Annotated in this window: 21 protein-coding genes; 6 read left to right on the top strand and 15 right to left on the bottom strand. The window is 67.5% G+C overall.

The annotated features are described in order from the left end of the window. The first annotated feature begins 15 nt into the window (after positions 1 to 15). Together CPBF1521_RS19030 and CPBF1521_RS19025 are read left to right on the top strand one after the other, a co-directional pair. Complete coding sequence (locus CPBF1521_RS19030) at positions 16 to 429, top strand: post-PEP-CTERM-1 domain-containing protein (protein WP_181901295.1); 414 nt, start codon at positions 16 to 18, stop codon at positions 427 to 429. After that, positions 422 to 2,080 (top strand): PA domain-containing protein, encoded by a 1,659-nt coding sequence (locus CPBF1521_RS19025; RefSeq protein WP_115677933.1) that lies wholly within the window; start codon positions 422 to 424, stop codon positions 2,078 to 2,080. The genes CPBF1521_RS19030 and CPBF1521_RS19025 overlap by 8 nt, the downstream gene beginning before the upstream one ends. A gap of 138 nt (positions 2,081 to 2,218) precedes the next feature. On the opposite strand, the gene pncB is transcribed toward CPBF1521_RS19025, so the two are convergent. The 6 genes from pncB to CPBF1521_RS18995 form a co-directional block, all read right to left on the bottom strand. Beyond that, positions 2,219 to 3,415: a nicotinate phosphoribosyltransferase gene (gene pncB, locus CPBF1521_RS19020; RefSeq protein WP_115677932.1), complete on the bottom strand. Its 1,197-nt coding sequence runs from the start codon at positions 3,413 to 3,415 to the stop codon at positions 2,219 to 2,221. A 162-nt stretch (positions 3,416 to 3,577) separates the two neighbouring features. Continuing rightward, positions 3,578 to 4,546, bottom strand: coding sequence for a glycoside hydrolase family 113 (locus CPBF1521_RS19015; protein ID WP_115677931.1), 969 nt, complete (start codon positions 4,544 to 4,546; stop codon positions 3,578 to 3,580). Further along, on the bottom strand, positions 4,528 to 5,823 hold the full coding sequence (locus CPBF1521_RS19010; protein WP_181901294.1) for a hypothetical protein: 1,296 nt from the start codon (positions 5,821 to 5,823) through the stop codon (positions 4,528 to 4,530). Before CPBF1521_RS19010 ends, CPBF1521_RS19015 begins: the two co-directional genes overlap by 19 nt. 49 nt (positions 5,824 to 5,872) lie before the next feature. Next, complete coding sequence (locus CPBF1521_RS19005) at positions 5,873 to 7,780, bottom strand: glycosyltransferase family 2 protein (protein ID WP_115677929.1); 1,908 nt, start codon at positions 7,778 to 7,780, stop codon at positions 5,873 to 5,875. Between the two features lie 13 nt (positions 7,781 to 7,793). Beyond that, a complete protein-coding gene (locus tag CPBF1521_RS19000; RefSeq protein ID WP_181901289.1) occupies positions 7,794 to 8,816 on the bottom strand; it encodes a hypothetical protein in 1,023 nt (340 codons plus the stop codon). Between the two features lie 130 nt (positions 8,817 to 8,946). Then, complete coding sequence (locus CPBF1521_RS18995) at positions 8,947 to 9,786, bottom strand: glycosyltransferase family 2 protein (RefSeq protein ID WP_104649423.1); 840 nt, start codon at positions 9,784 to 9,786, stop codon at positions 8,947 to 8,949. A gap of 353 nt (positions 9,787 to 10,139) precedes the next feature. On the opposite strand from CPBF1521_RS18995, the gene CPBF1521_RS18990 reads away from it, so the two are divergent. From CPBF1521_RS18990 to CPBF1521_RS18975, 4 genes are all read left to right on the top strand, one after another. Then, positions 10,140 to 11,300: a phosphotransferase enzyme family protein gene (locus CPBF1521_RS18990; protein WP_115677928.1), complete on the top strand. Its 1,161-nt coding sequence runs from the start codon at positions 10,140 to 10,142 to the stop codon at positions 11,298 to 11,300. 32 nt (positions 11,301 to 11,332) lie between these two features. Further along, on the top strand, positions 11,333 to 13,498 hold the full coding sequence (locus CPBF1521_RS18985) for a TonB-dependent receptor (protein ID WP_115677927.1): 2,166 nt from the start codon (positions 11,333 to 11,335) through the stop codon (positions 13,496 to 13,498). 267 nt (positions 13,499 to 13,765) lie between these two features. Then, the gene (gene pnuC, locus CPBF1521_RS18980; RefSeq protein WP_115677926.1) at positions 13,766 to 14,341 is read left to right on the top strand and encodes a nicotinamide riboside transporter PnuC; all 576 of its coding nucleotides are present in this window, start codon (positions 13,766 to 13,768) and stop codon (positions 14,339 to 14,341) included. A gap of 105 nt (positions 14,342 to 14,446) precedes the next feature. Beyond that, positions 14,447 to 15,175, top strand: a complete 729-nt coding sequence (locus CPBF1521_RS18975) for a UTRA domain-containing protein (RefSeq protein ID WP_115677925.1) — start codon at positions 14,447 to 14,449, stop codon at positions 15,173 to 15,175. A 512-nt stretch (positions 15,176 to 15,687) separates the two neighbouring features. Here the strand turns inward: CPBF1521_RS18975 and CPBF1521_RS18965 are convergent. The 9 genes from CPBF1521_RS18965 to xpsH are packed head-to-tail and all read right to left on the bottom strand — an operon-like array spanning position 15,688 to position 23,762. Next, the gene (locus CPBF1521_RS18965; protein ID WP_115677924.1) at positions 15,688 to 16,527 is read right to left on the bottom strand and encodes a glycosyltransferase family 2 protein; all 840 of its coding nucleotides are present in this window, start codon (positions 16,525 to 16,527) and stop codon (positions 15,688 to 15,690) included. Next, the gene (gene gspD, locus CPBF1521_RS18960; RefSeq protein WP_115677923.1) at positions 16,524 to 18,827 is read right to left on the bottom strand and encodes a type II secretion system secretin GspD; all 2,304 of its coding nucleotides are present in this window, start codon (positions 18,825 to 18,827) and stop codon (positions 16,524 to 16,526) included. The genes CPBF1521_RS18965 and gspD overlap by 4 nt, the downstream gene beginning before the upstream one ends. Continuing rightward, positions 18,824 to 19,615 carry a type II secretion system protein XpsN gene (gene xpsN, locus CPBF1521_RS18955; protein WP_115677922.1) on the bottom strand — a complete coding sequence of 264 codons (792 nt, stop codon included), beginning with the start codon at positions 19,613 to 19,615 and terminating at the stop codon, positions 18,824 to 18,826. The genes gspD and xpsN overlap by 4 nt, the downstream gene beginning before the upstream one ends. Then, positions 19,605 to 20,258 carry a type II secretion system protein GspM gene (gspM, locus tag CPBF1521_RS18950; protein ID WP_115677921.1) on the bottom strand — a complete coding sequence of 218 codons (654 nt, stop codon included), beginning with the start codon at positions 20,256 to 20,258 and terminating at the stop codon, positions 19,605 to 19,607. The genes xpsN and gspM overlap by 11 nt, the downstream gene beginning before the upstream one ends. Continuing rightward, entirely contained in the window at positions 20,242 to 21,363 is a 1,122-nt protein-coding gene (locus CPBF1521_RS18945) for a PilN domain-containing protein (RefSeq protein WP_115677920.1), read from the bottom strand. Before CPBF1521_RS18945 ends, gspM begins: the two co-directional genes overlap by 17 nt. After that, positions 21,360 to 22,211, bottom strand: a complete 852-nt coding sequence (locus CPBF1521_RS18940; RefSeq protein WP_104649414.1) for a type II secretion system minor pseudopilin — start codon at positions 22,209 to 22,211, stop codon at positions 21,360 to 21,362. Before CPBF1521_RS18940 ends, CPBF1521_RS18945 begins: the two co-directional genes overlap by 4 nt. After that, on the bottom strand, positions 22,208 to 22,843 hold the full coding sequence (locus tag CPBF1521_RS18935) for a type II secretion system protein J (protein ID WP_115677919.1): 636 nt from the start codon (positions 22,841 to 22,843) through the stop codon (positions 22,208 to 22,210). The genes CPBF1521_RS18940 and CPBF1521_RS18935 overlap by 4 nt, the downstream gene beginning before the upstream one ends. Continuing rightward, complete coding sequence (xpsI, locus tag CPBF1521_RS18930) at positions 22,840 to 23,256, bottom strand: type II secretion system protein XpsI (RefSeq protein WP_115677918.1); 417 nt, start codon at positions 23,254 to 23,256, stop codon at positions 22,840 to 22,842. Before xpsI ends, CPBF1521_RS18935 begins: the two co-directional genes overlap by 4 nt. Further along, positions 23,253 to 23,762, bottom strand: coding sequence for a type II secretion system protein XpsH (xpsH, locus tag CPBF1521_RS18925; RefSeq protein WP_104649412.1), 510 nt, complete (start codon positions 23,760 to 23,762; stop codon positions 23,253 to 23,255). Before xpsH ends, xpsI begins: the two co-directional genes overlap by 4 nt.

Below are 23,762 nucleotides of genomic sequence, written 5' to 3'. Positions count from 1 at the left end.
AAGGAAACCCCAACGATGATGAGCTTTCGTAAGCCCGGATGGATGCTGTCCGGTATGTTGTGCGTCGTTTGTCTGCCGGCCATGGCCGTCGCGCAGGAGGCAGCAACTAGCAGTTCCAAGGTCGGCATCGACCCCGCCACCGGCAAGCTGCGCCCGCTGACCGACGCCGAGAGCGCGGCGCTGGACCAGCAGGCCGCCTCGGCCGCCCGCAGCAGCGCTGCCCGCACCGCGGTGCCGCAGACCGAATCTGCCGCACGCGCGACCGAGCGACGCCTGCCCAACGGCACCGTGGCGCGCAAGTTGCCGGCCACGCAGATGAGCTCATTGATGGCGACCCGTCAAGCCGATGGCCGCATCGTCATCGAGCACGGCGACGACGCCGCCACCCAACCCGCCCACGCCGAGCACGGAGCGCTGCCGCATGAATAAGCCCTTGTTGCTGCTGTCCCTGGCCGTGGCTGTCGCCATCGCCCCGCTGCACGCCAGCGCCGCCAACGTCACGCTGATCAATGGCGACGCCGGCACCAGCGTCGGCTTGAACGACCCCACCAGCGCTGCGCCCCTGGGCGGCAACCCGGGGCGCTCGGTTGGCGAGCAGCGTCGCATCGCCTACCAGTACGCGATGGACCTGTGGGGCGCGGTGCTGCAGAGCAATGTCGAGATCAAGGTGTATGCCTCGTTCGCACGGCTGACCTGCACCGCCACTGGCGGCACGCTGGGCCAGGCCGGCCCGAACTGGATCGTCAACGACTTCCCCGGTTCCAAGCCCAATACGCTGTATCCGTCCGCGCTGGGCGATGCGATCGCCGGGCAGGACCTGGTCCCCGATCCCAGCGATCCGGCCGACGTGTTTTCGCAATTCAACGGCGACCTGGGCAAGGACGACTGCCTGGCTGGCTCGGGCTGGTACCTGGGCCTGGACGGCAAGACGCCCGAAGGCCAGATCAACTTCCTCAACGTGGTGATGCATGAGATCGGCCACGGCCTGGGTGCGGCCGGCTTCCTCAACAAGACCACCGGCGTGCTCGGCTCGGGCAGCGGCCTGACCGACGTCTACACCGCGCAGGCCTTCGACAACGTGCAGAACAAGCGCTTCGACGATCCGGCCATGACCAACGCGCTGCGTGCCGAAGCGATGCGCACGCCCGGCCGTACGGTCTGGGCCGGCACGCGCGTCAACCGCGAGGCGGCGCTGATCCTGGATCCGCGCACCCTGTTGCAGGTGAGCGCACCGGCCAGCGCGGCCGGCAAGTTCGAGGTGGGCTTTGCCAGCTTCGGGCCGCTGGCCACGGCGGCCAATTTCCCGGCACGCGCAGTGGTGACGGTCAATGACGGCGTGGCTGCCGCGTCGGCCAGCGATGGCTGCGAAACGCCGTTCGTCAATGCGGCCGAGGTGGCCGGCAAGGTGGCGTTGATCGACCGCGGCACCTGCGCGTTCGCGATCAAGGTCAAGAACGCACAGCTCAACGGTGCGGTGGGCGTGATCGTGGCCAATAACGCGTCCGGCGTGCAGACGATGGGCAATGCCGCCCCGCCGATCACCGACATCACCATCCCCGCCATCATGGTCTCGCAGGCCGATGGCGCGCGGCTGAAGGGCAGCGCCGGAGTGGTGGCGGCGTTGTACGAAGACCCCGAGCTGCTGCAGGGCACCGACAGCGCAGGCCGCACGCGGCTGTACGCGCCCAGCGTGGTGGCCGGTGGGTCGACGTTCTCGCACTTCGATACCGACCTGCAGCCCAACGCGTTGATGGAACCGTTCGATACGCCGGAAGTGCAGGCGCATCTGAACATCGACCTGACCCCGGCGCTGTTTGCCGATATCGGCTGGACGCTCAATCGCGGGCTGGCCAAGCTGGGCAGCTGCAATACGCTGGTGCCGACGCTGGAGACCGGCGGGCTGATTCCCGGCGCGAACATCTCGGCCGAAAACAGCCTGTGCAAGGCGCAGAACGCTGGCAACCGCCTGGGTTACCTGACCTGCATGGACGAGCACGCACGCGAGTTGCAGAACCAGGGGGCGATCAGCCGCATTCAACAGGCAGCGGTGTTTGTCTGCGCCACCAAGGTGCGCCCGTAATCCGCAAGATTCACTGCGTGTAATGCGAACGGCGCCGTCAGGCGCCGTTCGTTTATCTGCAATCACCCTATTCAACGCAAGCGGATCGGCTGCCTGCTATGAGCGGCAACGATTTCTCGATGCGCCGCTGCACGTCAGTCACTGCCGCGCGTGGTCACCGGCGTCCGGTACCGGCGGCAGGCCGAACACATCGCGCAGATAGCGCAGGTAACCGGCGTCCTCGCACATGCTCTTGCCCGGCGAGTCGCTGAGCTTGGCCACCGGCTGCCCGTTGCAGCGGACCATCTTGATCACGATCTGCAGCGGCGTCGGCCCCAGGTCGTTGGTCAGGCTGGTGCCAACGCCGAACGCCAGCCGGCAGCGCGTGTGGAAGTGCGCGTACAGCCGCATCACCTTGTCGATGTTGAGGCCATCGCTGAACACCAGCACCTTGGTCGCGGGGTCGATGCGGTGTGCCTGCAGGTGGGCGATGACACGCTCGCCCCATTCGAACGGGTCGCCCGAATCATGGCGCATGCCGTCGAACAGCTTGCAGAAATACAGGTCGAAGTCGCGCAGGAACGCGTCCAGCCCCACCACATCGGACAGGGCGATGCCCAGGTCGCCGCGGTACTCGCGCGCCCACGACTCCAGCGCAGCCACCTGCGAGTCGCGCAACCGCGGCCCCAGTGCCTGGAACGCCTGCAGATATTCGTGCGCCATCGTGCCCAGCGGGGTCAGGCCGTAATGCTTGGCGAAATACACATTGCTGGTGCCGACGAACTGCGCGCCCAGGCCGTCGCGCAGCAACGGCAGCAACTCGCCGTGCCAATGCCGCGAATAGCGCCGCCGGGTGCCGTAATCGGCAATCTTGCAGCCGGCCGGCATGCTGCGCAGGCTGCTCACCTTCTCGCGCAGGCGGCTGCGGCCTTCCTCGAAATCCGGCTCGGAGGTATTGCGGAACCACACCTCGTTGATGATCGCCAGCAACGGCACTTCGAACAGGATGGTGTGCAGCCACGGGCCACGGAGGGTCAGCTCGATCTCGCCCGGATGGGTGGTCGATGCCGACAGCTGCAGGTATTTGCGGTCCAGATGGAACAGCGCCAGGAAGTCGGCGAAATCCGGCTTGATGAAGCGCAGGCCGCGCAGATAGGCCACCTCGTCCTCGTGCAGCCGCAGCCGGCACAGCGCGTCGATCTCACCCGAGATCTCGTCGATGAACTGCGCCAGATCCACGCCGGGCGTGCGGCATTTGAAGCGGTACTCGACCTGCGCGGCCGGATGCTGATGCAGCACCGCCTGCATCATGGTGAATTTGTACAGGTCGGTGTCGAGCAGCGAATGGATGATCATGCCGCCGGATTATGCCCGCAGCGGTGGGCGTGCTGCGTGCAGGCCGGTCGATGCGCGGGGGCGGCGGCACGCAAGCTGGCGGCAGTGCGCCGGGCCGTCACCTTGGCGATACCTCGGCAATGGCGCTGGGCAATGTCCTTGGACGATGCCCAGCGCCATCGCTCAGCGCGCCAGCACCTGCTGCGCCGGTTTGCCCTGCACGGTGAAGTCGCTGTCGCCCGGCCCGCCGGCCTTGGGGTCGGTGTACCAGCACCACAGCGCGATGCCTTCCACCCCGTGCGCCTGCAACACCTTGCGCCACTGCTGCAACACCTGCAGTTGCAGGCGGGTATCGACGGCGGCAGCGCGTTGTTCCGGGCTTTCCCAGGGTGCGGCCAGGCTGCCGCGTGCAGACCGCAGGCCCAGCTCCGCCACCCACACCGGCTTGCCCACACGCTGGCCCAGTTGCTGCAGGCGCTGCGCGGCGGCGTTCATCTCGGCCGTGCGGGCGGCGGCCGCTTCGGACAGGCGCGGATACAGGCTGGTGCCCACTGCATCGAACAACGACCAGTAGCGGAAGCTTTCGGCATGCTCCATGCCGTCGGCCACGTACAGCAGCTTGCCGCGGTAGACCTTGCGCACCTCCGCCACCAGGCCGGGCCACTGCGGCGCGTCCTGCAGTTTGCGCAGTTCGGTGCCGATCACCAGTGCTTCGGCGTGCTCGTCTTCGGCCAGCCTGGCCAATGGCAACACCGCGTTCTGATACGCGGCAAACCAGGCTGCCTGGTCGGTGGGCGCGGTGTCGCCGGCCCAATACCCGGGAATCCACACGTGCACCTTGAGCGTGGCCTGCAGGCCGGCGTGGTGGCTCTGCCGCAACGCGGCGCGCATGTCCTCCACGCTGCTGTCGCTGCCCAATACCGGGTCGTTTGACTGCGGGCTGGCCTGCCACACAAACGCCACCAGCAGCGCCTTGCTGGCGCCGGTCTTGGCCAGCGCATCCAGCGACTGCGCCGCGGCCTCGCTTTGCCACGGCGCATTGGCCGAGACCTTGACGTTGGCGCCCATCCACGTCGATGCGTCCGCATTGCAGCCGTTGGCCAGCATGCACGCCCCGACCAGCAACGCGGTGCTCAGAACGCGTTTGAACATGTGGCAGATGCCTCGGTGGTGGACGCTGCGGTGCTCCGCGCGCAGTCCATTGCACCAATGGCCGCGGTGTTCTTGCCCGGCTGAACCATCGCCGCAGTGGCAGCCGCAGCGGGCGCACTGGCGCCGGCAGCGCCCTGCGTGGTCACGGCATCGCCTGCGGCGGTCGCCGCAGTGGGCGGCAACTGCGCCGCGTCCGCTGCCGGCGTCGCCGGGCCACTGGTCGGCAACGACACCGGCGCGGTCATCACCACCGCCTCGCCCTGCAGCAGGGATTGCGCATCGGCAGGCGCCGCACGCATCCAGCTGCCCCAGCCCTGCGGCTGTACCCAGGCCGCCCCGATCAGGCCCAGCAACAGCAGGCCGGCGGCCTGGGTGCGCTGATCGGCATGCAGTGCGCGCAGCAGCAACGCGGCCGGCACCCACAGCAGCAGCAAGGCGTCGAACCCGGCCCAGCCGAAGGCGAACGCCAACGCCGCCGCACAGAGGACGGTGCCGGCACTGGCCACCACGCCGCGCGTGAGCGCGCTGCTGCGACTGCGGGCCAGCAAGGCCAGGACCGGGAAGCAGACTACCGCCGCCACGCTCCAGCGTACCGCCGGCAACCAGCCTTGCGCATGCTCGGCCAACGGCAGCGGCAGCGGATGCGCGCCCTGGCCGATGCTGGACAGCGTCGGCCATGGTGCGTTGAACACGGTCAGGTTGACGTAGGCCCACATGCCGACCAGAAACGCGAACGGCAGGTAGCACACCAGGTAGAACGAGCCCGGCGCCTTGCGCAGCATCTGCGGCGGCATCACCAGCAGCAGCCACGGCGCCACCATCGTCGACAGTGCCAGGGTCTGCAGATCCAGGCACAGCAGGATGCACAACCAGCCAGCGATACGCAGATAGGTGAAGGCCTCCACCGGTGTCTGCAGGCGGCGCAGGGTGCGGCACAGGCCGTAGAACGCCAGCAGGCCCAGCGCCTGGCTTCCGCCTGCGGCGATCGGCAGCAGGAACAGCGGATTGCAGCCCACCAGCACCGTCAGCCCGCTGGCCCAGCCACGTCCGAACACGCCGGCCAGATCGCGCCACAGCAGCGACAGGAACAGCGCGTTGGCAGCGACCGCCAGGAACGGCCAGACCTGGAACGGCAGATTCCAGCTGTCCAGCCCCAGATTGATCGCCCACGCCAACACGCCGGTTGCCGGCAAGCCGGCTGCTGGTGCGATGGCCGGTGCGGCGGAGCCGGCCGACTGCAGCAGCAACGGCTGGCTCAGCAGCGACAGCGCCACCACGGCGACCAGAAACGCCGGCAGCCCGCTGTGCCGGCGCGGAACTGCCGACTCACTCTTCGAGTGCGGCGCGGCGCTCGTTTTCCGAATGCTTGCTGATGCCATGAGTGGTCTTCTCCCAATAGAACGGATTGTGGATCAGCTGCCAGAGGCCCTTGTAGGCGGCGATCGACTGCAGCGCCCAGTACAACGGCACGGTCAGCGCGTAGGGCGCCAGCTTGAAGTAGTCGCGTTTGAAGGCGGCCACCAGCGTGATGTAGATGAAGAACGCATTGGCCAACAACAGATTGACCAGCGAAATGGTGGCCAGCCACGGCGGGAAGAACCGCTCGAACGCGCTTGTCCCGGTGACTGCCCAGACCAGGTACAGCGCCCACAGCACCGGCACGCCCAACGCGGTGAAGAAGCCGCCACCGATGAAGAACTGAAAGCCCCAGAAGCCCTTGAACCCGGTGCTGCGATACAGATGCACCGGGTCGCGCATGTGCACCAGCCAGGTCTGCATATAGCCCTTGAGCCAGCGCGAACGCTGCCGGATCCAGTTGGGAATGCTGACGTTGGCTTCTTCGAACGTGGTGGAATTGACCACGTTGACGCGGTAGCCGTTCTGGATCAGCCGCACGCCCAGATCGGCGTCTTCGGTGACGTTGTACGGGTCCCACGCGCGCACCTGGCGCAGCACATCCAGACGGAAGTGGTTGGAGGTGCCGCCCAACGGAATCGGGATGCGCAGGTATTCCAGCGCCGGCAGGTAGAAGTCGAACCAGAGCGTGTACTCCAGCGTGAACATCCGCGTCAGCCAGTTTTCGTCGGCGTTGTAGTAGTTCAGGCGCGCCTGGATGCACACCACATCCTTGTCCGCCTTGCGGAATGCCGCCACCACGCGCTTGAGCTGATCCGGCTCGGGCTTGTCTTCGGCGTCGTAGATGGTGAGCAGTTCGCCGCGCGCAAAATGCAGCGCGTAGTTGCAGGCCTTGGGCTTGGTCTTGGGCTGCGACGGCGGCACCCGGATGATTTCGAAGAACGCTTCCAGGCCGAGTTTCTTGGCGGCCTCGATGGTGTCGAAATCGTCCGCTTCCAGTACCAGCTTCACGTCGAGCTTGCTGATCGGGTAATCCAGCTTGCGCAGCGCATTGGCCAGGATCGGCAGGACTTCCGGCTCCTTGTACATGGGCACCAGCACGGTATAGACCGGCAGGTCGTCATCGCGCAGTGCGGCCACTTCGTCCTCGGTGACCTTGATGTCGATGCGGTGGCGCGAGCCGAACCACACCAGCAACAGCTTCAGTCCGAAGGTCGCCAGAAAGCCCAGCGCCACCAGCACGTTGACGGTGATCAGGGCCGGCACCGGGAACAGCACCATCGCGATCACCAGCACCGCGGCAATTGCCCACAGCGTGAGCTTCTGCCCGCGTGTCACCACCTGGCGCGCCGAGTAGGTCGGCGCATGCGATGCGAGCAGGTTCAGCGCGTTGTCGGTGAGCTGTTCGTCGGCGTAGCGCTGCAGGCTCCAGATGATGTCGAACTTGGCGGTGCCGACAAACCGCACGTCTTCGCCATAGTGCGCACGCGCCCAGGCGAACACCGCCGGGTCGGGGTCGGCCACGGCCAGCACCAGCACGCCGTCTTCGCGGCGCCACGGCAGCAGCAGACGCTGCGCATAACTTTCCAGATCGCCGGGGGTGAGCAGTTCCGGATCCGGCGGCTGCTGCACCAGGTCGACGAACTCCAGGCCGAAGTGCGCGGCGACGATGGCGTAGAACCGCTGCGCCGGCACGCCGCGCTGGGCCAGGATCACATCGCCCAGGCGCGAGTTCCAGCGTTGCTGCAACGCCAGCGCCGAGCGCAGTTGTTCGTCGGTGATGACGCCTGCCGTGACCAGCGCGCGGCCCAACAGACCGCGTTCGCGGCCGATGTCCGGTGCCCGTCCCAGCGCGTCCATTTCGCAGGTGACCGTCATTGTCGTGGCGTCCTTAGAACCGCCACCAGGCAGCCACGAATGGCCCACCTGCAGCGCCGGTGTTGCGGCCCATCACTGGCTGCTGATATCCCACCTGCCACTGGCTGCCGCCCGGCGCGGTGTACAGCGTGGACAGCTGCAGCTTGGTGAGGTCGTAGTTGGTGCCGGTAGCGACGAAGCCGGAGTCACCAGGCGTCGAGCCGACGACAAAGGCGTCGTTACGCCCGTTGCCCAGCCCCTGGATCACGTTGACTTCGCCAAGCAGCAACCAGCTCGGGGTCAGGCTCAGGCCGCTGGAGGCGTCCACGCGCAGTTCGTCGGAGGCCGCACTGCCGCGCAGGCGCACTGCGCCGCCCAGATCCACGTAGCCGTTGCGCCCGCCCAGCGTGTAACCACGGCCGCGGCTGTAACGCAGCTCCAGACCGTAGTCGCCCAAACCGAGTGCCGGGTCGCGTCCGGGATTATTCGGGTGATAGGTCTTGTCACGACCATAGGCCGGGATGCTGACCAAGGCTTGCACCGAACTACGCCAGACCTCGTTCTCCGCGCTTGGCAGTGCGTAGCGCAGGCCGATTTCCTGATCGGCAAAGCCGGTGGTGCTGCGGCGTGCCCGTCCGGGCGCACCGTTCACCGGTTCGTCGTTGTTGAACCCGACCTCGGTGAAATAGAAATTGCCGATGAAGCTCAGCTTGTCGCTCAAACCATGCTCGACATACACATTGAGCTGGTCCTGGCGGCTGCGTCCGTTGTTGCCGAAGTCGCCACGGTGATGGGCATCGTTGAACCAGCCGGTGCCATCGCTATGCAGCGCCTTGACGATCACCAGGGTGTCGCCCTGCGGCTGGGTCCAGGCACCGGCCACGGCGGTGCCTGGCACGGCGGCCATCACATAGCTCAGCGCAAGCGCCGATAGCGCGGCTGCCGGCACGCGGCGGGTGCTGGATACAAGAGAAGGAGGCGAGACAACCGGACGGGACTGCAGCGCAGCGGCGCACGGCTGACGTACCCGCAATTGCGGGTCGTTCTGTAAGGACATTTGCACGATTCCTGATGGGGGACCCGGAAGGGACAGGAAGCTAGTGATTGATCACACTTCGAAGCGAAACGTATCACAGTTACGCCCCGCCACCCATCACTGATTTATCACAAATTTAACGCTAGCGAACTCATCTCTTTCGCAACAATTTCGGCACCTGGGCAGCGGCATGGGTCCAGATCGCCAGCCATACGCCAAGCCGGGTGACCGGCCCGCGCCGGCCCGCCTCGAACTTGCGGAAATAGCGCCACAGCCCGCGGTGTTTGTGCCACTCCACGAAGAATGGCCGCGACCGGCTGGACACGCCACGCACGTGCACGACCTGCAGATCGTTGGCCACCGCCACCAGCGCGCCGGCCTGACGCGCCCGCCGGCACAGGTCCAGGTCTTCGGCATGCAGGCGGTAGGCACCGTCCCAGCCGTCGAGCCGGTCGAACAGGCTGCGCTGCATCAGCATCAAGGCGCCGGAGATGGCGTCCACCACCTGCAACGTCGCAGAAGGATCGGCCGGCACCGCCAGCTGCGCGGCAGCGCGCGGTGCGCGCAGCATCGCGGCAAAATCCGGATCGCGGCGGCGCACTGCCGCATCCGGCTGCCCCTGCTCGTCCACCTGCTCCACGCCCAACAACACTGCCGCATGCCCTGCCGCGCGTGCGCACAGCTGCGCCAATGTGTCGCGCTCGACCATCAGGTCCGGATTGATGAACACCAGCCAGGGCGCCTGCGAGTCGCGCGCGCCCTGGTTGCAGGCCGTCGCAAAGCCGGGGTTGTCCGGGTTGGCGATGAAGTGCAGGCGCGCATCGGCCAAGGCATGCCGCTGCACGACTTCCAGGGTGTCGTCGCTGGAGGCGTTGTCGACCACCCGGATCTCGCTGATGCCCTCTGCCACGCGCAGCCGCGACAGGCACGCATCGATGGTGCTGCTGCTCTGGTAGGTGACGACGACGGCGGCGATCTGGACAGGAGTCATCGGTCCATTATCCGGTGCCGAGGCCGCGCAACGCCATCACGCCGATGCCGGCCCGCACATGACGGCTGGCAGCGCCAGCAGGCATACTGCGCGCCCGGAGCCGCCCAGCGGTCTTCCGCAGGCGCCGCCCACGGCGCACCCCACATTCTTCAGTGTCGAGATGACGGCCAGCGACCTTTCGGTGTTGCGCTGCCTTTTCATTCCCTGCAGCGCAACCGCCTGATGGCGCGCGCGCTGCAACGACGGCCCGGCAGCGCCGTCCGTGTTATCGCCGGTGCGCGCGCCGGGTCCGCTACAACGGCATCGATTGGCTGGTCTATACCACTGGCATGCGCCGCACCGGAGCTGCACGCATGAGTACCTCGCATCAGGTGCACGGCATGAGCCTGGAGTTGGCACTGCCGGACTGGCCGGTGTTGACCGCCGAGGAAATCCATCGCGTGCTGCAGCACGTTTGCGCTGCCGGCGATGGCGCACGGATTCGCTGGCATAGCGCACGCCCGTTTTCCGCTGCCGCCTGCGTGGACACCGCCACCGGCACGCTCATCGTCAAGCGGCATCACCGCAGCGTGCGCAGCATCGCCGACTTGCGCGAAGAACATGGCTTCATGGCGCACCTGCGCTGGGCCGGCGCGCCGGTGGTCGAGGTGCTGCACGATGCCGCCGGCCACACCGCCCTGGCCGATGCGCACTGGGTCTATGAAGTACAGCGCGCAGGCCTCGGCCAGGACCTGTATCGGGACGCCTTGTCGTGGACGCCCTTTACCAGCACCGCGCATGCGTTGGCCGCAGGCGCCGCGCTGGCACGCCTGCATCTGGCAGCGCAGGGATTCGATGCGCCGCCACGTCGAAGCAGCGTCCTGGTCGCCAACCTGGCGCTGTTCGCGCAGGCCGACCCGCTGCGGGCGGTGGAACAGGCATTGCTGTCGCGCCCCGGCTTGGCCGCCGATTTCCAGGGCCGGCCCTGGCGCCGCGACCTGGCCGACCATTTGCTGCCCTGGCACGCCCGGGCATGGCCGGTATTGTCGGTGCCCGGTGCATTGCCGCCGCTGTGGACGCACGGCGACTGGCATGCCTCCAACCTGCTGTGGCGCACGCACGACGATGGCGACACCGAGGTCGGCGCGGTGTTCGACTTCGGCCTGTGCGACCGCAACTTTGCGATGTTCGACCTGGCCACGGCGATCGAACGCAACCTGATCCCATGGTTGAACCTGGACGCAGGGCAACGTGCGCAGCCACAGCTGGAGCAACTCGACGCCTTGCTGGACGGCTACAGCCGGCACTGCACGCTGGGCGCGGTGCAGCTGCGGCAGCTGGTCGCCTTGCTGCCGATCGTGCATGCCGACTTCGCCCTGAGCGAGATCGACTACTTCGCCGGCATCACCCGCTCGGCCGACAACGCCGACATCGCCTATCACCGCTACCTGCTCGGCCATGCGGACTGGTTTGCCAGTGCCGATGGCCAGCGTCTGCTCGACCACCTGCACGCGCGCGCGCGCCGGTTGCCATGAGCGCTCTCTCTTCTCCTTCTCGAGTCCTGCGCATGTACCTGCCCGTCTCCCTGCCCCACCGCCGCCCGCTCGCGCTTGCACTCGCGCTGTGCGTGGCCACGCCTGCACTCGCGCAGCAAGACCCCGGCGCCGAGGCGGTGGAACTGGATGCGGTCAACGTGCGTGGCGAACGCGCCGAGGCCAGCACCGCGTTGACCGGCTTCGGCGCCACGCGGCTGCTGGATGCCCCGGCCTCGATCGCGGTGATCGATCGCCAGCAAGTGCTCGACCGCCAGGCACGCGTGCTCAGCGAGGTATTGCGTGCCGATGCCTCCACGGGCGAGGCCTATGCACCGATCGGCTACTACGAAAATTTCGTCGTGCGCGGCTATTCGCTCAACGCCGCCAACAGCTACCGCATCAACGGCCTGAGCGCGGTGGGCGAGCAATCCATCGCGCTGGAAAACAAGCAGCAGGTGCAGCTCCTCAAGGGTCTGGCCGGGCTGCAATCGGGTGTCAACGAACCGGCCGGGTTGATCGACTACCGCACCAAGCGGCCCGAGCACGTGCGTAGCGTGACCCTGGGGACCGACGAACAAGGTTCGCGCTATGTCGCCGCCGACCTGGGCGACTGGTTCGGCGCTGAACGCAGCCTGGGCCTGCGCGTCAATGCCGCACGCGAAGACATCGACAGCTATGTCGACCACGCCGACGGCTACCGCAATTTCCTGTCGCTGGCCGGCGACTGGAAGATCACCCCGCAATCGCTGCTGCAGCTGGACGTGGAATACCAGCATCGCCAGCAACGCTCGGTGCCGGGTTATCAACTGCTGGGCGGCACCCAGGTGCCGCGCGCCATCGATGTGCATCGCCTGCTCGGCTACCAGCCGTGGTCGCGGCCGGTGGAGATGAATGCGCTCAATGCGCAACTGCGTTACGCCTACCAGTTCAACGACGACTGGCGCGCCACTGCCGAAGCGGCGCGCAGCCGCTCGGTGATCAACGATTTCTCCGCATTCGCCTGGGGCTGTTACGGCGCGGCCAGTTGCGCCGATATCACCACACCGAACTTTTTCAGCGCGCAAGGCGGGTACGACGTCTACGACTACCGCAACCCCGACGACACCCGCGTGCACGATCAACTGCGCGCCACGCTGGAAGGCCGCGTGCTCACCGGCGCACTGGATCATCACCTGAGCATCGGCGGCGACTGGCTGCGCCGCACCATCGATCGTTTCGGCTCGGTCAACGAATTCGTCGGCAGCGGCAGCATCGACCGCGACCCGCAGGTGTTTGCACAAACCGACGTCGCCCTGGACCCGAAAGAGCGCCGCCTGGACAGCCGTCAACGCGCCCTGGTGATCGCCGACCGGATCGGACTGGGGCCGCGGTGGGAGCTGTCGCTGGGCGCGCGCTATGTGCACCTGGACGAGCGCAGCTTCGATCGCGATGGCGTCCTGGAGCGCCGCACACGCAAGGACACGCTGCTGCCGCAGGCCGCACTGCTGTTCAAGCCGCAACAGAACGTGTCGCTGTATGCCAGCTACGCCAAGAGCCTGGCCGCCGGCGGCACCGCGCCGTGGTTTGCCGACAACGCCGATGAGATCCTGCCGCCGACCAATGCCTACCAGCTGGAAACCGGCGCAAAATTCGATTTCGACGGCCTGCGCCTGGGCGCGGCGCTGTTCGACATCCGCCAGGCCTACCAGTTCACCCAGCCGCAGGTCGATGGAGGCTTGCTCTATGTGCAACAGGGCCGCCTGCACAACCGCGGCCTGGAGGTGTCGGCCGATGGCGCGGCCACCGCGCAGTTGCGCATCTTCGCCAGCGTCGCGGCGATCCGTGCGCGCGCCGAAGACACCGGGATTGCCGACTACGAAGGCCATCAGGCCATCAACGTACCCAAGCTGCGTGCCAGCCTGCAGGCCGACTACAGCGTGCCCGGCATCGACGGCCTGGCGCTGCTGGCAGGCCTGCAATACAGCGGGCGCAAGTTCGCCGACCGGCTCGGCAACGCCAGCGTGCCGGCCTACACCGTGGCCAACCTGGGCGCGCGCTATGCCACTGCACTGGGCGGGGTGGCCACCACCTGGCGCCTGAACGTGGACAACGTGTTCGACAAGCGCTACTGGCGCGATGCCGGCGAATACCAGGGCGATGCATACCTGTTCCCGGGTGCGCCGCGTACGGCGCGCCTGACGGTGCAGGTGGATTTTTGAGGTCTGCTGCCCCCATCCGCCCTTCGGGCACCTTCCCCCGCAGGCGGGAGAAGGACGTCGAAGCGAGTCAGCCGTGTTTGTGCGTGTTTGAGGCAATGGCTGAAAACAGCAGGCACCAGTTGAAGGCAGGAACTCAGCGGTGAGAGCGCTATCGCGTTTCCATCGCATGCAGATTCGGGGCACCGCGCAGCATCCACGTCCGACCGCACCGCTGTTTTGCACGGCTTGCACCTCTCCCACCGCTGTCCACTTTCCATCAGGCATTGCATGTCATTGCTCGAATCCACCGCCGTCGTGATCAACCTGCTGGGCGTGTGGCTGACCGCGCGGCGCATTCGCTGGTGCTGGCCGGTCGGCATCGTGGCGGTGGCGCTGTATGCCTGGCTGTTCTATCAGTGGAAGCTGTATTCGGACATGCTGCTGCAAGGGGTCTACGTGCTGGCCCAGCTGTACGGATGGTGGCACTGGCAACGCGGTGCCGCTGCAGAAACACGGATTCGCCCGCTGCCGATGCCGGTTGCGGAACTGTGGCTATCGCTGTGCATCGGCGCGGCGTTCGCTGCCGCGCTCGGTGCCTACATGCATCACCGCACCGATGCCACGCTGCCGTGGCTGGATGCGGCGCTGGCCAGTTTCAGCCTGGTCGCCAGCGTGTGGGCCGCGCGCAAACGCATCGCCAACTGGGTGCTCTGGATCGTGCTCGATTGCATTTACGTAGGCGTGTTCCTGAGCAAAGGGCTATACCCCACCGCCCTGCTCTACGCCGGTTTCGTGGGGCTTGCGGTGTATGGATGGCGTAGCTGGAAAGCCCAACAGCAGCAGAACCCGGCAGGCGTTGCCTGAGCCACCTGCGGTTTGCGGGCGCGTTCTTCTTTACCATCGCCGCATGTACCTCTCTCACCCAACTGTCTTGCACAGGCGCTGCAGCCACCACCGGCGGATCGCCGCATGAGCGCACCGCGCCAGCACGCCATCACCGAAATCGTCTCCGCGCAGATCGCCGCTGGCGAATGGGGGCCGGACCAGCGCCTGCCGGTAGAGCGCGCGCTTGCCGAACGCTTTGGCTGCACCCGCATCACCTTGCGTGAGGCCTTGCAGCAACTGGAAGCGCAGGGACGCATCTACCGCGAGAACCGGCGCGGCTGGTTCGTCAGCGCACCGCGCGTGCGTTACGACCCCACCAGCATCGCCGGTTTCATGCAGTACGTGGCGGCGCAGGGGCGCAAGCCGCGCACCGAGCTGTTGAGTGCCACCCGCCAGGCGGCGGGCGCTGCCTACGCGGCGGCGCTACGGCTGCAGACACCGTACGAAGAGGTCTTCGTGCTGCAGCGCCGGCGCTGGATCGACCGCCGCGCAGTGCTGCTGGAAACCAACGTGGTGCTGGCTGCCTGGGCGCCGGGCCTGCTGGAACACGACCTGGCCGGTTCGCTGTCGAGCGTGTTCAACCGGAAACTCGGGCTGTTCCTGAGCCGCGCGCAGGTGTCGATGCATCCGGCCGGGCTGGACGCCGCGCAAGCCCTGTTGCTGCAGTCCACCACCGGCACGCCCTGCTTCCGGCTGCAGCGGCTCAGCTACGCCGAAGACGGCCGCGCGGTGGAACTGGATATCGAATCCTGGCGCCACGATGCGCTGGAGGTGGTGGTACGCACCGAGGCACCGATGCGTTCGGCTTCTTGAGCGGCTAACAAGACGACGTCACGTCAGTCATTGCACTGCGGCCTGGCTGCAGGGCCCTTGCCCGCCCACCATCGCGGGACACGCCGTGAATCCGTCCATGGAGGCTCTTACGCGGCATCCATGCCGCGTAAGGTCCCGCGACGGTGGGCGGGCAAGGACCAGTCGAGATGGTTGGTGTGCATGTTTTCAACAAAGCAACCGACTCACTCTCCGGTGCGGTGTCCTCGCCGATTGCGGGACCGTGTGGCGGCATGGATGCCGCCACCGAGCCCCCAGGGACGGGTTCACGGCGTTTCCCGCGAGCGGTGAGGGCACCGCGCCCTCGACCCCCTCGGCGTTTGACCTGGACTCCCGATAGCATCTACCAGCATACGGCCGACAAGCCACTGCACTCACCGCACGGCAAGCAGTCGTCAGGTTGCATAGGAAAGCGCTCAAGAACTGCACTGCACAAGTCCACCGAACACCGGCTGCGCCCGCCTGACGGTGAGCATGCCGCTTTGGCAGCTGTTCTACGCGTCAAATAGCCTGCGTTGTGAATCCGGCGGCGGCAGGTCGGCGAGCAGCTGCGCGAGTTGATCGCGCTGCGCACGCAGCGGGTCGTGCATCAGGAAGTTGGCCAGGCGGGCGTGCCAGGCCGGCCAGCGCGTGGCCAGTGCATCCATGTCGCCATCGGCCGGGCGGCCTTCGTGCGGCGAGGCGACAAAGGCGGTGTCGCACAGCACGTTGCGCCATCCCAGCCCCGCCATGCGCAGGCTCAGGTCCACCAGTGCCGCATACCAGGAGCCGTAGCTGCTGGCATCCAGGCCGCCGGCCTTGCGCCGTGCGCTGCCGCGCAGCAACACCGCGTGGCCGATCGCCGATGGCAGTTCCGGATGCAGCGGCGGCATCGCCGCACACGCAGCGGCCAGCCGCTCCGGCACCTCGGGCATCGGGTTGAGTTCGCCCAGGCGTGGCCAGGCACAGGCTTCGCCTACATTGCTCCACGGGGTGGCGGTGGCAATCGCCGCATCGCGCGCAAAACAGGCATCGAGTTGATTCAACCAACCCGGCAGCGGGCAGGCATCCACACCCAGCACCACCACGTCGGCATCGCCGCAGGCGCTGAGCATTTCGTCCAGATGCGCGACCTCGCCGAGCATGCGCTGGCGCCGTGTGTGATGCGCCTGCAGCCGCGTGCGCGCCAGCCAGTGCTCGATCACCGCGCGGCCACGCGGGCCGGCCTGCGCGTCGTCGGCCAGCCACACCCGCGTGCCAGCGGGCGTGGCGGCATCCAGTGCGCCCAGGCACGCATCCAGGGCCTCGTCGTCGGTGCCGACCGGCACCAGCACGACGGGCAGTGCCGCACTCATTGCGGCTTCTGGCTGGGCTTCAGCGGCTCCATGGCCTTGAACTTCTGGCCGTACTCGTCGGTGAGATTGCGCGCTTCCTGCGGGTTGCGCACGATCGACGGGGTGATCAGCACGATGACTTCGCGGCGAGTCGTATCTCTGGTCTTCTGACCGAACAACGCACCGACAACCGGCAACTTGCTGAGAAACGGCACCCCGGAACTTCCATCGCTAGTGCTGTCGTCGATCAGCCCGGCCAACATCATGGTGTCGCCACTCTGCACCGCGGCTTCGGTTTTGACACGGCGCGTGTTGATGTCGACATTGCAGGCGGCGCTATTGACGGTTGTGGTGGTCGCGGCCGTACACGCAGCAGGACGCGCACCAGGCGTACTGATTTCCTGCACGATATCCAGGAACACCATGCCGTCCTTGGTGACGCGCGGACGCACTTTCAGGATCACACCGGTATCGATGTACTGCACCGACGAGAAGCTGCTGTCGCTGCCCAGCCCGGTGTTGATCGATGTGGAATTGATCGGAATGCGCGAACCCACATTGAGCGTGGCTTCGGCGTTGTTTCGCACAAAGACCGATGGCGTCTGCAGCAAGCGAATATTGGTGACCTGATCGAGCGCACTGATGACCGCAGCCGCATTTTTCCCCAGGAATGTCCAACCCACACCGTTGTTGGTGATGCTTCCCGCTATGTCGCCCCAGATATTGCGGCCCGCAGCCGATGGCAGTGCAGGACCGCCACCATTACCGTTGGCGTTGAACGGAGTTGTTACCGCATTTTCGAAGTACCAATTCACACCGTACTGCAGCTGGCCCGTCAAATTCACCTCAGCCACCTGCGCCTCGATATGCACCTGCATCGGCATCACGTCGAGCTTTTCGATGACGTCGCGGATGGAGGTCCATGCCTGCGGGGTGGAACGCACCAGCAAGGTATTGGTTTCGGCCACCGCCGACACGCCGACCTTGTCGCCTTCCACCTCCAGCGTCACCGCGCCATTGCCGTTGCTGCGCGGCGACAGCTGCAGGCTGCCGTTGCCCAGCCCACCGCTGCTGCTGCCACTGCCGCTGCTGCCACCGAAGCTGCTGCCGGAGGAGCTGCCATCGCTACTCTCGCCGACGCTGCCGCCGGTCATGCCGGAGCTGCCGCCCATGCTGCTGTCGCGATTGCCCAGCTGCCCACCCAGCACGCTGGTTTCCGCGCCCGGCGCCAGCGAAGCATTGGAGTCGCCGTTGTTGCCGCGGCCGCCGAACACCTCCGACAGGCGGTCGGCCAGGTCCTTGGCCTTGATGTATTTCAACTCATACGAGAACAGCCGCACACCGCCGCCGGCGCTGTCGATGCGGTCCAGCCATTGCTGGATCTGGTCCAGGTAGCGCGGCTGCGGGGTGATCACCAGCACCGCGTTGGCGTTTTCCAGCGGCATGAAACGGAACATGCCGGCGCTGGGCGTCTTGCTCTGTTCGCCGAAGACCTTTTCCAGATCGGCCGAGACCTTTTCGGCCTTGCCGGACTGGATCGGGAACACGCCCACCGACATGCCCGACAGCCAGTCCACGTCGAAGATCTGCACGGTGCGCAGGTAGTTTTCCAGCTCGGCGCGGGTGCCGCCCAGCGTGATCACGTTGCGCGAGGGGTCGGTACCGACGATGGCGTTCGGGCGCGCGTACGGCTCCAGCACCTTCTTCATTTCGCTGGCGGAGATGAACTTCAACGGCACCACGCGCACCTCGAAGCCGCGCGCGGCCGAGGGCGATGCGGTGCTGGGCGCGACGGTGCCGGCCAGCGCCTGGTCGGCCGGCACGATGTTGTAGCGGCCGCCGCTGAACACCATGCGCGCGTTGTTCCAGCCCAGCACCATTTCCAGCAGGTTCAAGGCCTGCGCCGGCGAGACCGGATTGGGCGTCGCCAGGGTCACGGTGCCCTGCACGCCGGGGGCGATGACGTAGTTCTGCCCGAGCATGTCGCCCAGGATCGCCTTGACCACCGCCTGCACCGATTCGCCTTCGAAGTTGAAGGTGGCGCTGCCGCTGCTGGCCATGCCCAGCGAGGGCGACGGCGCGGCGGCGGCGCTCTGGTTGATCATGGTGCCGCTGCCACGCCGGATCACCGGGGTGGGCTTGGCGCTGGCATTGCCCTCGGCGCGTTGCTCGGCGCTGGTCTGGGTGGCGCCGGCAGCGCCGACTTGCGGGTCCAGGCGCGCGTCGCGGCGCACCTCCGGCGGCGGCGTGGAGGCGCAACCGGCCAGCAGGCCGATCAGCAGGGACACGGGAAACAGGCGCTGCGTCATGCGTTCACTCATTGGGTCTGACCGGGGGTAGAGCCGCTCTGGCGCTGCTGTTGCAGCTGGCGGCGTCGGGCTTCGATACGTTCGCGGATGGCGCGCATCTGATCGTCGGAGGGGCGTGGGGCTTCCTGGGCGCCATCGCTGCGCTGCGGCGGCACCGTCGGCGGTGCCTGTCCACCGGGCTGCTGTGGCTGCGCGGCGGGCTGGGTCTGCGGCGGTTGCGTCGGCGCAACGGCGGCGGCATCGGGCGAGGGTAACGGCGGGATGGCGCCGGCAGCGGCGCGCGCGCCCGCATTGGCGGTGGGTGGCTGCCCGCCCAGGCCGTTGAACACATGCAGCTCCAGTGTCTGGGTGCCGCCGGGGCCCTCGATGGTTGCGCTGCGCGGCTGCAGGGCGAGCAGGCGCCAGCCCTTGACCGCCTCGCCGCCCAGTTGCACACGCACCGAATCCTGCGGGTCCAGCGTCAGCGTGGCCATCTTGAAGTTGTCCGTCAGCAGCACGCCGGTCAGGCGCACTGTCGAGGCAGCACCGCTGCCGTCGTTGCCGGACAGGAAGAACGGATGCGGCAGGCGGTCTTCGGCGAAGGCCGGATGCGCGGCGATCTCCGAATATTTTTCGAATGCGCCCAGCCGTTCCGGGGCTGGTGCCGGCAGCGTGGGCAGGCGCTGCACCAGGGCCGGGTCGTCCGGCAGCAACTCCACGCGCTTGCCCAGCCCGGCCACGGCCAGCACGCATACCAGCAGCGCCCAGCCGACCACGGTAGCCAGCAGCCAGGTGCGCAGGCCGATCATGTCAAGGCGCATTGCCGGCCTCCGCAGCGTCGGGGGCGGCGGGCGCCGCGTCGGTGTTCAACGGCGCGGCGCTGGCGCCCGGGCGCAGATAGCCGGCCAGTTCGAAGGCGATATCCAGGCCGTTGCCGCTTTCGTTGGGCGAAAGTTGGTAGCGCTGCGCCATCACGTTGAGATTGTCCACGAACAGGCGCGGGGTGCCGTTTTCCAGGCTGTACAGCACCGAGGCCAGCTCCGGCGTGCCACAGCGCAGGCGCACCTGCACCGCGACGCGGGTGAAGCGGTCCTTGCTTTCCGGCTGCAGCGGCGAGCGGTTGCTGATCGCGCAGCTGCGGTTGCCGGGGCTGGCTTCCACCACGGCGCGCTCCAGCCGCTGCACCAGGCCGGCCGAGGCCAGTTCGGCCGAAGTCTCCGGCAAAAAGCCCGGGCGGCTTTCCAGTGTCTGGCGCGCCTGGCGCAGCCGCTTGCTGACTTCCGGCGCCTGCTGCAGCTGCACGCGCACGCGCAGCTCGCGTTCGCGCAGCGCCTGCAGATCGTCCTGCACGGCGATCATCGGCTGGGTGAACCAGGGGTGCACCAGCACCAGATAGGCCACGCCGATCACCAGCAGCAGCAGGCCCAAAGCGATCCAGCGATCGCGCTTAACGCTGCGTGGCATCGGCCGCCTCCTTGGCATCGGGGCCGGCCAGTTCGGCGGTGATGGTGAAGCGGTCGACGTTGCGACCGGCATCGCTCTGCAGCACGCCGGTCAGCGAGGGCGTGCGCCACAGCGGCGAGCCTTCCAGACGCCGCACCAGCGAGGAGGCTTCGTTGCTCAACCCGATCAACTGCAATTGCCCGCCTTCCACCGAGAATTTTTCCAGATAGGTGCCACCGGGCAGGCGCCGGCTCAGCTCGTCCCAGATTTCCACCGAGGTCGGGCGGGTGGCGCGCTGCTGCTGGAAGAAATTTGCACCTTCGACCAGATCCAGCAATTGCTGGCGTTCGGCGGCGACCTGGCGCGCACGCGCGGCGTTGGCCTGCACCTTGGCACGCAGGTCGTCGGCGGCCTGGCGGCGGTTGTCCAGCAGCAGCCAGCCGGCCACGGCCAGCAACACCAGTGCGGCGGCCGCGAGCAACAGGTTCCAGCGCTGCATCGGGTCGCTGCGCCGCAGCCGGCGCGCCGGTGGCAGCAGGTTTACACCCAAGGGCAGGCCCTGCGCGTCGGCGACATCGATGCCGGACAAGGCGCTGGTCCATGCGTCGGGCACGCCGTCGGGGCCATCGATCATGCGTCGCGGCACCACCACCAGTTCGGCATCGAGCTGGCCGTCTTCGCGTACGTCCAGCACGCGCGCATCGAAGTACACCTGGTCGGCGGTGAACGGGGTTTGCCGGTCGATCTCGAAGCGCGCCACGTCCTGCAGGCGCGCGGCTGCCGCAGCAGGCAGGCGCAACGGGCGACGCAAGGCATGCGCGGCCGGCAGCAGCCAATGCCGCGGCAGGCCCTCCAGCGCGGTGGGCAGCAAGGCATTGACCTCCTGCGGCTGCACCGGCCATGGCAGGCTGGCGATGGCCTCGCTGCTGTGGTCGCGCTGACGCAGCAACTGCAACGCCTGCCCATCGGGCTGCAACAGCAGCCGCGACGGCGACAGGCCCAACTGCCATTGCCAGCGCTGCGGCAGCCAGGCCAGCAGCGATTGCTGCCACCAACGCCAGAAGCCTCCGGCGCCCGGCATGGCGCGTACGCCGATACGACCCAAGGTATCCCGCCATGCGGTCATTGCACTGCTGCTCCCTCTTCCCAACGCAACACGGTATACGCCGACCCAGGTAATGCGGACGCACTGGTGGAGACGACTGCCCGCAACACGGCCTCGCGTCCCTGACTCAGTCGCGCCCGGCTCTCGATACTATAAGTGTCCGACCCACCGACCGTCGCCTCGCTGCCCGGCAAACCCGGCGGCGCGTCACGCTGGGCCAGCAGTTGCCGCGCATCCAGGCCCATCGCGGTCAGCACCGGCCCGGGCGCAAAGCGCGCCTCGGGACGCGAGCGGCCGCTGTACAGGGTGAGGTTGGGCAACAGCTTGCGATACAGCTCGCCATCCATGCCCAGCACCAGGCGCAACTCGCCCAGCGTTTCGAACGGGCCATCCTTGGCACCGTACGGCAACCCGGCATCGGCGTAATCGCGATCTTCCGCGCCACCGCCGGGCTGGCTCAGCGAGTCGCCGTCGCGCCAGTCGACGATGGCGCCGGCAATGCGCGTATCGCGGCCCTGTTCGGCACCGACCGCGCGCACCAGGCCGGCCAGCAGCGCGGGCTCGGCCATGTTCAAGTCCACCTTGCCGCTTTCGTCGGTGATGCGGATCTCCACCGTGGCGTCGTCCATCTGCCAACGATAGCGCCGGCCGTCTGCAAGCCAGCGTGCCTGGGTGTCGGTGCTCTGCAGGCGGGACAATGCGTATTCCAGTCCGGAGCGCGCGTATTCCTGCGCCTGCGCGCCATTGCGCAGCATGCTGCCCTGCAGCGCTTCCACCCGCGCGGTCAGCGCGAATGCGCCGATCATCGCGGTGAGCAGCGCAATCAGCCACAACACCAGCACCAAGGCGGCGCCGCGCATCGCGCTCATTGCCCCGCTCCCGGGTTGCTGGATTGCGGCAGGGCCACCACCATTGGCGGCCAGGCGGCACCGCCACTACGGATCTCGATGCGCACCAGCAACGGCAGACGGTCGTGCCATTCCCACTGCGGCAACCACGCGCTGAGGCGTCCGCTCTGCGGATCCATGCCGCGATACCGGAAGCTCACCTGCTGCACGTCGTCGGCAAGTGTTTCCGGCGGCAGCGTGGTGCCCTCCTCGATCGGCTTGCCCGATTGCAGCATGGTCAATGCGATCCGCAGGGTGCGCTGCTCGCCATCGCCGGCCACCGACAGATCGTGCAGATACGGCCCGCCGCGGCCCAGGTAATCCGGCACATCGGCGGCAAACCGCATGCGCTGCGCCTCGCCGATGAACAGCATCGGCTGCTGACTCTGCGGGTCGATGCCCATCGCGATCGGCAGTGCCGCCGCCAGCCGCCGGCGCAGGAATTCCTCCACCGCACGCACGCGCTCGCTGCGCTGGGCGATCGCCTCGCCGCGCTGGCTCACCGCGCTGGCCGAGCGCAAGGTGGCAAACGCCAATGCCAGCCCGCCCACCAGCAACATCGTCGCCAGCAACACTTCGATCAAGGTGAACCCGGCACTACGCGGCCGACTCATGGCGCGCTGCCCGGTTGCGCCGCCGCGACCAGCCGCAAGGTGCGCCACTGCAACACCTGGTTGGGTTGCTCGCCCCAGCGCACCACCAGGGTCAGCTGCAGCAGCGTGTGTGCGCCGGGGGATACCGGCGCCTGCGGATTGCGCCGCGGCTCGGCGTACGGGCGCACATCCATCGACCAGCGGAAATGCCCGTCCTCGAACGTGCCTTGCTGCTGCTCGGGCACCAGCGGTTTGTCCATGCCCTGCGCCGCCAGCAACGATTGCGCATGCAAGGTGGCGCGCGTGCTCTCGTCGGCCGCACGCACCTGACGCGCGGCACCGGACAGCGATCCCAGCAACAGGCTCAATGCCAGCGCCAGTAACGCAAAGGCGACGATCACCTCGATCAGGGTGTAACCGCGCTGGCGCTTCATGGCGCCGGCGTCCGCAACTGCCCGGAACGCACTTCGCCGGTGATCCAGCCCACGTCCACGCGCCAGGTCGCGTCCTTGACGCGCAGATCGATGCGCCCGCCGGTGGAGGCGCCATCGGGGAAGAACTGGATGGCGCCCTGATCCTGCCGCGACTGCACCTGCCGCGCACCGGTGAAACGCACCTCCAGCGACGCCGGCAGATCGCCGTGGTGGCCGCCGGGTGCTTCCCAGCGGCGCTGCTGCGGGTCGATCAGAAAGCGCTGCGGCGTGCCGGTGGCGATCGCCTGCGTGCGCGTATAGCGCAGCTGCGAGGCGATCGCCTTGCCGGCGGTGCGCAGGCGCATGCCGTCGATCCCGCCGTTGAGCGCTGCGGCAGCCAGCACACCGGCCATCGCGATCAGGGCGATGACCAGCAGCATCTCCAGCAACGAACTGCCACGCGTGCGGGGACGACCAGGGCCGACCACTCCATGCGGATGACGCAACGGCTGACACGCAACGCGCAT

The sequence above is a fragment of the Xanthomonas euroxanthea genome (assembly GCF_900476395.1).
GTDB classification, from domain to species: domain Bacteria; phylum Pseudomonadota; class Gammaproteobacteria; order Xanthomonadales; family Xanthomonadaceae; genus Xanthomonas; species Xanthomonas euroxanthea.
Note: the sequence above shows the minus strand (reverse complement) of the source record. Positions and strands in the feature narration are given on the sequence as shown.

Bases quoted from the DNA above. Each gene is read 5' to 3' on its own strand.
- CPBF1521_RS19000 (WP_181901289.1), bottom strand. From the start codon at position 8,816: ATGTCCTTACAGAACGACCCGCAATTGCGGGTACGTCAGCCGTGCGCC.
- CPBF1521_RS19015 (WP_115677931.1), bottom strand. From the start codon at position 4,546: ATGTTCAAACGCGTTCTGAGCACCGCGTTGCTGGTCGGGGCGTGCATG.
- gspM (WP_115677921.1), bottom strand. From the start codon at position 20,258: ATGCCACGCAGCGTTAAGCGCGATCGCTGGATCGCTTTGGGCCTGCTG.
- CPBF1521_RS19030 (WP_181901295.1), top strand. From the start codon at position 16: ATGATGAGCTTTCGTAAGCCCGGATGGATGCTGTCCGGTATGTTGTGC.
- xpsI (WP_115677918.1), bottom strand. From the start codon at position 23,256: ATGAAGCGCCAGCGCGGTTACACCCTGATCGAGGTGATCGTCGCCTTT.
- pncB (WP_115677932.1), bottom strand. From the start codon at position 3,415: ATGATCATCCATTCGCTGCTCGACACCGACCTGTACAAATTCACCATG.
- CPBF1521_RS18995 (WP_104649423.1), bottom strand. From the start codon at position 9,786: ATGACTCCTGTCCAGATCGCCGCCGTCGTCGTCACCTACCAGAGCAGC.
- pnuC (WP_115677926.1), top strand. From the start codon at position 13,766: ATGTCATTGCTCGAATCCACCGCCGTCGTGATCAACCTGCTGGGCGTG.
- CPBF1521_RS18965 (WP_115677924.1), bottom strand. From the start codon at position 16,527: ATGAGTGCGGCACTGCCCGTCGTGCTGGTGCCGGTCGGCACCGACGAC.
- gspD (WP_115677923.1), bottom strand. From the start codon at position 18,827: ATGAGTGAACGCATGACGCAGCGCCTGTTTCCCGTGTCCCTGCTGATC.
- CPBF1521_RS19025 (WP_115677933.1), top strand. From the start codon at position 422: ATGAATAAGCCCTTGTTGCTGCTGTCCCTGGCCGTGGCTGTCGCCATC.
- CPBF1521_RS18940 (WP_104649414.1), bottom strand. From the start codon at position 22,211: ATGAGCGCGATGCGCGGCGCCGCCTTGGTGCTGGTGTTGTGGCTGATT.
- CPBF1521_RS18975 (WP_115677925.1), top strand. From the start codon at position 14,447: ATGAGCGCACCGCGCCAGCACGCCATCACCGAAATCGTCTCCGCGCAG.
- xpsN (WP_115677922.1), bottom strand. From the start codon at position 19,615: ATGCGCCTTGACATGATCGGCCTGCGCACCTGGCTGCTGGCTACCGTG.
- xpsH (WP_104649412.1), bottom strand. From the start codon at position 23,762: ATGCGCGTTGCGTGTCAGCCGTTGCGTCATCCGCATGGAGTGGTCGGC.
- CPBF1521_RS18985 (WP_115677927.1), top strand. From the start codon at position 11,333: ATGTACCTGCCCGTCTCCCTGCCCCACCGCCGCCCGCTCGCGCTTGCA.
- CPBF1521_RS18935 (WP_115677919.1), bottom strand. From the start codon at position 22,843: ATGAGTCGGCCGCGTAGTGCCGGGTTCACCTTGATCGAAGTGTTGCTG.
- CPBF1521_RS18945 (WP_115677920.1), bottom strand. From the start codon at position 21,363: ATGACCGCATGGCGGGATACCTTGGGTCGTATCGGCGTACGCGCCATG.
- CPBF1521_RS18990 (WP_115677928.1), top strand. From the start codon at position 10,140: ATGAGTACCTCGCATCAGGTGCACGGCATGAGCCTGGAGTTGGCACTG.
- CPBF1521_RS19005 (WP_115677929.1), bottom strand. From the start codon at position 7,780: ATGACGGTCACCTGCGAAATGGACGCGCTGGGACGGGCACCGGACATC.